The 6,656-nt window shown below is 68.3% G+C and carries 7 protein-coding genes; 4 read left to right on the top strand and 3 right to left on the bottom strand.

Features of this window, described 5'->3' with window-relative positions; all coding sequences use genetic code 11:
- Positions 1 to 37: 37 nt before the first annotated feature.
- The gene (locus tag ACTS11_RS19230; protein WP_442641901.1) at positions 38 to 592 is read left to right on the top strand and encodes an SIS domain-containing protein; all 555 of its coding nucleotides are present in this window, start codon (positions 38 to 40) and stop codon (positions 590 to 592) included.
- Between the two features lie 4 nt (positions 593 to 596).
- Here the strand turns inward: ACTS11_RS19230 and ACTS11_RS19225 are convergent, their stop codons facing one another.
- The 3 genes from ACTS11_RS19225 to ACTS11_RS19215 all read right to left on the bottom strand — a co-directional run bounded on the left by ACTS11_RS19225 (position 597) and on the right by ACTS11_RS19215 (position 4,392).
- Entirely contained in the window at positions 597 to 1,520 is a 924-nt protein-coding gene (locus ACTS11_RS19225) for a carbohydrate ABC transporter permease (RefSeq protein ID WP_442641900.1), read from the bottom strand.
- A 1-nt stretch (position 1,521) separates the two neighbouring features.
- Complete coding sequence (locus ACTS11_RS19220) at positions 1,522 to 2,634, bottom strand: carbohydrate ABC transporter permease (RefSeq protein ID WP_442641899.1); 1,113 nt, start codon at positions 2,632 to 2,634, stop codon at positions 1,522 to 1,524.
- A gap of 87 nt (positions 2,635 to 2,721) precedes the next feature.
- Positions 2,722 to 4,392, bottom strand: coding sequence for a sugar ABC transporter substrate-binding protein (locus ACTS11_RS19215; protein WP_442641898.1), 1,671 nt, complete (start codon positions 4,390 to 4,392; stop codon positions 2,722 to 2,724).
- A 207-nt stretch (positions 4,393 to 4,599) separates the two neighbouring features.
- Between ACTS11_RS19215 and ACTS11_RS19210 the strand changes: the two genes are divergently transcribed.
- The 3 genes from ACTS11_RS19210 to ACTS11_RS19200 form a co-directional block, all read left to right on the top strand.
- A complete protein-coding gene (locus ACTS11_RS19210) occupies positions 4,600 to 5,760 on the top strand; it encodes an ABC transporter ATP-binding protein (protein ID WP_442641897.1) in 1,161 nt (386 codons plus the stop codon).
- 18 nt (positions 5,761 to 5,778) lie between these two features.
- A complete protein-coding gene (locus tag ACTS11_RS19205) occupies positions 5,779 to 6,231 on the top strand; it encodes an RbsD/FucU family protein (RefSeq protein ID WP_442641896.1) in 453 nt (150 codons plus the stop codon).
- Positions 6,232 to 6,656: PfkB family carbohydrate kinase (locus tag ACTS11_RS19200; protein ID WP_442641895.1), on the top strand; the 425-nt coding region annotated here is incomplete at its 3' end.

The raw sequence follows: 6,656 nt of genomic DNA, 5'->3' as shown, positions 1-6,656 counted from the left end.
TCTACGAGCAGACGAAGGACATCGCGAGGGAGCTGTCATGAGCCCTAAGGACTTCGCCCGCACGGCATTGGCCGAGCTCGGCGAGGTCGTGGACCGGCTGGAGGAGGCGCCGATCCGCGCGGCCTGCGAGCGGATCGCCTCGGCGCGGCACGTCATGGTCTACGGCTGCGGGCGCGAGGGGCTGATGATGCGGGCGCTCGCCATGCGGCTCCACCACCTGGGGCTGTCCGTGTCGGTTCAGGGCGACATGGCCGCGCCGCCGCTTGCACGCGGCGACCTCTTCGTGGTCTCCGCCGGGCCGGGCGAGCTCTCGACGGTGGACGCGCTCATGGGGCAGGCGGTGGAGGCGGGGGCCGACATCCTGTTTCTCACCGCCGTTCCCGACGCGGCGGCCGCGTCGCGCGCGAGCCTTGTCCTGCCGATCCCGGCGCAGACCCGCGCGACGGAGGACATGGCGGCGTCCGCCCTGCCGATGGGGTCGCTCTACGAAGGCGCGATGTTCGTCCTCTTCGAGGCGATGGTGGACGACCTCGCCCGCCGTCTGGGCAAGTCCGCGCAGGACATGCGCGCGCGTCACACCAACATGGAATGAGCGGTCACTTCACCGCGCCCGCGGCCATCCCCTTGATGATGTAGCGCTCGAGCACGATGCCGATCACGATCAGCGGCAGGATCGCCGCCGTGGACAGGGCTGCCATCGACCACCAGTTGATCCCCTGGCTGCCCGTCTGTGACGCCACCATCACCGGCAGCGTCACCGCGTCGGTCGAGGTCAGCAGCGCCGCGAAGAAATACTCGTTCCACGTCAGCACGAGGCAGAGGATGAAGGCCGCGACCATGCCGGGCAGCGCGATGGGCAGGATGATCGTCAGGAACGCGCCCCAGATCGAGAGGCCGTCGACCAGCGCCGCCTCCTCCAGCTCGGTCGGGATCGAGCCGAACTGATCGCGCATGATCCAGATGACGATGGGCATGACCGTCAGCGCATAGAGCAGGATCAGCCCGATCCGCGTGTCCAGCAGGTCAACTTCCCGGTAGAGGACGAGGAACGGCAGCGCGAGCACCACGGGCGGCAGGATCAGCTGGCTGAGGAAGAAGAACGAGATGTCGTCGTTCTTCATCGGCCCGAAGCGGTACTCGAACCGCGACAGTCCGTAGGCCGCGAGCGAGCCGAGCACCAGCGCCAGCAGCGAGGCCGAGACCGACACGATGGCCGAGTTCCAGAAGCGCAGCATGAACTGCTCGCGCACCGTCGAGGGCTCGGTGATCGTTTCCGGCGACATCCCGAGCGACCGCCAGCCCAGCCATTGCGGCTGGTAGTCGATCCAGGGGATCAGGTTGCCCTGCATCACGTCCGGCGCCGCCTTGAACGAGGTCGTGATCGTCCAGAAGATCGGGCCGAGGCAGATGATCGTCCAGAAGATCAGGACGGAATAGACGGCGATCCGCCCGAGATACCATTTCGGCCGGAAGGTGCGGTCCGCCTCGCTGTCGCGGAAGATCTGGGTTGCCTCTGCCATGTCAGTACCGGGGCCTCATCCAGCGCGACACGAGCTTGATGAAGATCGTGAAGCCGATGACGATGAGCACGAGGTAGACCACGGCCAGCATCGTGCCGTAGCCCACGTTCGAGCGGTCGCGATATTCGCGGAAGATGTAGGATGTCACGCTGTCCGTGGCCCCGCCGGGGCCGCCCGAGGTGACGTTGATGATGATGTCCGCGAGCTTCAGCTTGAAGATGATGCGGATCATGATCGCGGTGATCGACACCGGCAGCATCAGCGGGAAGGTCACTTCCCAGAAGTTCTGCCAGGGGTTCGCGCCGTCCACGCGGGCGGCCTCCTGGATGTCGCGCGGGATCGCCTGGAGGCCGGCGAGCAGCATGATCATCATGAAGGGGATGAAGGTCCAGGCGTCGAGCGCGGCGATCAGGTAGGGCGCGAGATCGGCATTGCCGAAGAAGCTCGGGTTCTGCCAGCCGAGCTCGCGCGCGATCCGCGCGATGGGGCCGAAGCGGCCCTCGAACATGGACTTGCCGATCATCCACGAGACCGCCACCGGGCTCAGCATCAGCGGCAGGAGGAAGGCCACGCGGAAGAACTTGCGCGCGCGGATCTGGCTGTTGAGCAGCAGCGCGAGCCCGAAGGCGATGACGTATTCGACGGCGATGAGCGCCGTGTAGAACACCATGTTGCCGAGCGCGTTCCAGTAGAAACGGTCGCCCCACATCTGCCGGATGTTGTCGAAGCCGTTGAACTGCTGCCCGTCGAGGGACGAGAGATTCCAGTCGGAAAAGGCGATGGTCAGCGCGAAGATCAGCGGGAAGATCACCATCGAGGCGATGAAGATCGTCGCGGGCGCGATGAAGAGCTGGCGCTTGCCGCGCTCGCCGAAGCGGATCACGAGCGAGGCGCAGTAGGCCGTGATGAAGAGGCACCAGGCGTAGAGCGTGGGGCGCCAGTTCTCGACGAGCGCGCCGACGGAGGCCGCGGTATCGCCCCGGTGCGCGAGGATCTGCGCCAGCGCCACGAGGACGAGCAGCGCCCCCGACCCCCAAAGCAGGAGCCGCCCGAGCCGCTCGCGCGCCGGGCTGATCTGGTCGTTCGTCACGACGTAGAGGCGGTCTTCGCTCATCCTGCCCCGCTGGTCCTTGCCCTTCCGGGCGAAAAGGGTGCGGCAGGTTTCCCCGCCGCACCCGATGCTGTCAGACGCCGTGCAGGCTCAGAGCCCCAGCGACGCACGGTAGAGCGCGAGCTGGCTGTCGCGGCCGATCTGGTCGGTGATCCCCTCCCAGGCCGCGGCGATGGCGTCCGCCGTCTCCTGCGCGCTGCCGTACTGGCCGGCGAGGCCACGCACCAGCTCGTCCTCGGCGATCGAGTAGTACTGGAAGATGCCGGGAATGCGCGGCTCGACGGCGGCGTTGGGGTGGTTGTAGCTGTCGAGGTTCGAGCTGAGGTAGTCCTCGACGAAGTCGCGGTCGTAGCCGGCCGTCTCCCACTCCTCGTAGTTGAAGTGCGAGTTCCGGTAGGGCTGGAAGCCCGACGGATAGGCCGAGCACCAGAGCGACAGGTCGCGCCCGCCCAGATGCGCCGCCGCGGACCAGGCCGCCGTGCGCTTCTGCTCGTCGCCCGAGACGCGGTTGGTGACGTAGACGCCCCAGCCGATATAGGCGTTGTTCGGCGCCTCGTTCATGGTGTCTTCCCAGGCGCCCGCGCGGCTGTTGTAGACCCGCGTGGCGCCCGGGTTGATCGAGAAGCCCACGACATCGCCGACGAGCGAGGTGTCCGAGGTGCGCGCGTTCGAGCCCACGTCGCCCCACCAGGTCAGGCCCATGCCGGTTCCGGCGAGGAACTGCTGGAAGGCGGTCGTGTTCGGGTCGGCGTTGAGCTGGTCCGGCGGATAGGCGCCCTCGACCGCCATGAGGTCCATGACGTCCTGGATCGCCTGCACCCAGGCCGGGTTGTTGACGCGCGGCGCCATCGTCTCGGGATCGAAGAGCCAGGCCGGATCGTCGGGATGCTTGGCGTAGGAGGCCGCGCGGTCGGCGAGGAAGTAGAAGCCGAAGCCGCCCCAGCTGTAGCGCAGGGGATCGAGGAAGCCGTGCGCGGGCAGGCCGGTCAGCGGGTCGCTCTTGCCGGCGAGGAAGCGGCTGTGCGCGTTCACCTGCTCCCAGGTGGTCGGCGGCTCCCAGGCCGAGCCGTCGCCCTCGGAGGCCCAGGCCGCGGCCAGGTCCTCGCTCTCGTAGTAGTCCTTGCGGTAGGCGAAGGTGTGGCAGTCGCCGTCGATCGAGACGCGGTAGGTCTGCCCGTCCCAGGTGCCCACCGGCGCCTTGAGGTAGTCCACGTAGTCGTCCATGTCGATGTCGGCGGCGACCCATTCCGGCATCGGGTCGAGAAGCCCGCGTCCGGCCGTGTCGCCCTCGAAGGGCGCGCCCATCTCGAGAATGTCGAAGTCCACGGTGCCGGTCGCGATCGACTGCTGGAGACGGGCGTTGTAGTCGGCCTGTGCGAGGTCGATCCAGTTGATCGTCGCGCCCGTGTACTCCTCCCAGGGCCGCAGGAAGCCGCGGAACAGGAAGTTGTGCAGGTTCTGGTTGTTGAGCCCCATGAAGGTCAGCTCGACGCCCGCGAACTCGCCCTGCGCGAAGCGCTCGCGCGTGGAGCCGAGGCAAAGCTCGCCCACCCGCTGCCAGTCGGCATCCGTCGGGCTGCCCATCCCGACACCCGGGATCTGCAGGATCTGCGCCCTGAGGTCGGACTGCGCGCGGGCCGCTCCGGTGAAGCCCGGAAGACCGCCCGTCGCGGCCAGCGCGCCGACACCGGCGGCGCCCTTCAGCATGGCGCGGCGGGTCATCATCGCGCGCACCATGGCGTTGTAGTGTGAGACTTTCATCGCAAGAATCCTCCCGTTGGGTTCTGGGTTCGGACGACCCGTCGCTCCGCCCGCGGCCCGCTCCGGTCTTGGCGCCGGGTGGCTGTCCACGCGCGGATGGGAGGCGCGCTTCCTCCTTGCGCGGACCCCCCGGGGTGACTTCCCATGCGGCGATGTTCGGCCAGCGCCCGCCCGCCTGTCAAGCATCTAACATGTTAGTATGGTCAGATGGTGGACAGGCCCGAAACCCTGCGCTACCCATCCATGAGGGGCGGCGGAGGGAGCGGCCCGTCGCGGGGAGGCATCGGGAGGCACATGGCAGAAGTCGCCATCAGGAGCCTGCGCAAGAACTACGGCGCGGTGGAGGTGATCCACGGCATCGACCTCGAGATCGCGCGGGGCGAATTCGTCGTGCTCGTCGGCCCCTCGGGCTGCGGGAAGTCCACGCTCCTTCGGATGATCGCGGGGCTCGAGGAGGTGACGGCGGGCGACATCCTGATCGGCGACCGGCGGGTGAACCACCTCTCGCCTAACGAGCGCGACATCGCGATGGTGTTCCAGTCCTACGCGCTCTACCCGCACAAGACGGTGCGGGCGAACATGGGCTTCTCGCTGAAGCTCAGGAGGATGGACAAGGGCGAGATCGACCGCCGCGTGAACGAGGCGGCGGAGATCCTGGGCCTTACCCCGTATCTCGACCGCTATCCCCGCGCGCTGTCGGGCGGGCAGCGCCAGCGCGTCGCCATGGGCCGCGCCATCGTGCGCGACCCGCAGGTCTTCCTCTTCGACGAGCCGCTGTCGAACCTCGACGCCAAGCTCCGCGTGCAGATGCGCACCGAGATCCGCGAGCTGCACCAGCGGCTGAAGACCACGACCGTCTACGTCACCCACGACCAGATCGAGGCCATGACCATGGCCGACAAGATCGTCGTGCTGAACGGCGGCCACGTGGAGCAGGTGGGCAGCCCCCTCGACCTCTACGACCGGCCGAAGAACACCTTCGTGGCGAGCTTCATCGGCTCGCCCGCCATGAACATCATCGACGGCACGGTGCAGGGCATCGGTGCGAGCGGCGCGAGGATCGACCTCGGCCACGGGACGGTGGTGGACGCGCCCGCGCCGCCCGGTCTGACGGAGGGCGCGCGCGTCAAGCTCGGCGTCCGGCCCGAGCACATGCGCGCGGGCGAGACCGGCCTGCCGATAAGGGTCCGCGTGGTGGAGCCGACGGGGTCCGAGACGCACGTGGTCTGCCAGTTCCAGGACCGCGAGGTCACCGCGATCTTCCGCGAGCGCGTGGCCTTCCGCCCCGGCGACGCCGCGACCCTCGCGCTCGACACCGAAAGCCTGCATATCTTCGACGGGGCGAGCGGGATGCGCCTCGGCGCCTGAAGGAAGGGGAGGACAGGAATGCTCAAGGGACTCGATCCTCGGCTCAACGCCGACGTGCTCTACGTGCTGCGCTCGATGGGGCACGGCGACGTGCTGGTAGTGGCCGACACCAACTTCCCCTCCGACAGCGTGGCGCGGCACACCGTCTACGGCGAGCTTCTCAGGATGGAGAACCTGACGGCGGGCGAGGCGATGGAGGCGATCCTTTCGGTCCTGCCGCTCGACACCTTCGTGGACGATTTCGCCGCGCGGATGGAGGTCGTGGGCGCCCCCGGCGAGATCCCCCCGCCGCAGGCCGAGGCGCAGGCCGCCATCGACGCCGCCGAGGGGCGGCCCCGGCCGATGGTCAGCGTCGAGCGCTTCGACTTCTACGACCGCGCGCGCGAGGCCTATGCCGTGATCCAGACCGGCGAGCGGCGCTTCTACGGCTGCTTCCTGCTGAGGAAGGGCGTCATCGGGCCGGAGGCGTAGATGTCCCATGACATCGTGATCCTCGGCGTCTTCGTCGCCGACACGGCCTATCGCGCGGGCCGAATGCCGCGCATGGGCGAGACGATCCTGGGGCAGAGCTTCGCGCTCGGCCCCGGGGGCAAGGGCTCGAACCAGTCGGTCGCGGCGGCGATGGCGGGCGGCGACGTGGGATTCCTCACGAAGCTCGGACAGGACACCTTCGCCGAGATGGCGCTGGCGACATGGGCGAAGGCGGGTGTCACCTCGCTCGCCACGCAGCACGCCGAAAGCTACACGGGCGCGGCCTTCATCTTCGTGGACCATGCCACGGGCGACAACGCCATCATCATCAGCCCCGGCATCGCGGCGACCCTCTCGGCGGCGGATGTGGAGGCGCAGGCCGACGTCATCGGCGGCGCGAAGGTCTTCGTCACGCAGCTGGAACA

The organism is Roseicyclus sp. (assembly GCF_052168335.1).
Classification (GTDB): domain Bacteria; phylum Pseudomonadota; class Alphaproteobacteria; order Rhodobacterales; family Rhodobacteraceae; genus Roseibacterium.
This window is presented reverse-complemented; position numbering and strand designations above follow the sequence as displayed.

Excerpts from the sequence above, each read along its gene's own strand:
- ACTS11_RS19230 (WP_442641901.1), top strand. The coding sequence starts at position 38 with ATGAGCCCTAAGGACTTCGCCCGCACGGCATTGGCCGAGCTCGGCGAG.
- ACTS11_RS19225 (WP_442641900.1), bottom strand. The coding sequence starts at position 1,520 with ATGGCAGAGGCAACCCAGATCTTCCGCGACAGCGAGGCGGACCGCACC.
- ACTS11_RS19220 (WP_442641899.1), bottom strand. The coding sequence starts at position 2,634 with ATGAGCGAAGACCGCCTCTACGTCGTGACGAACGACCAGATCAGCCCG.
- ACTS11_RS19215 (WP_442641898.1), bottom strand. The coding sequence starts at position 4,392 with ATGAAAGTCTCACACTACAACGCCATGGTGCGCGCGATGATGACCCGC.
- ACTS11_RS19210 (WP_442641897.1), top strand. The coding sequence starts at position 4,600 with ATGGTGGACAGGCCCGAAACCCTGCGCTACCCATCCATGAGGGGCGGC.
- ACTS11_RS19205 (WP_442641896.1), top strand. The coding sequence starts at position 5,779 with ATGCTCAAGGGACTCGATCCTCGGCTCAACGCCGACGTGCTCTACGTG.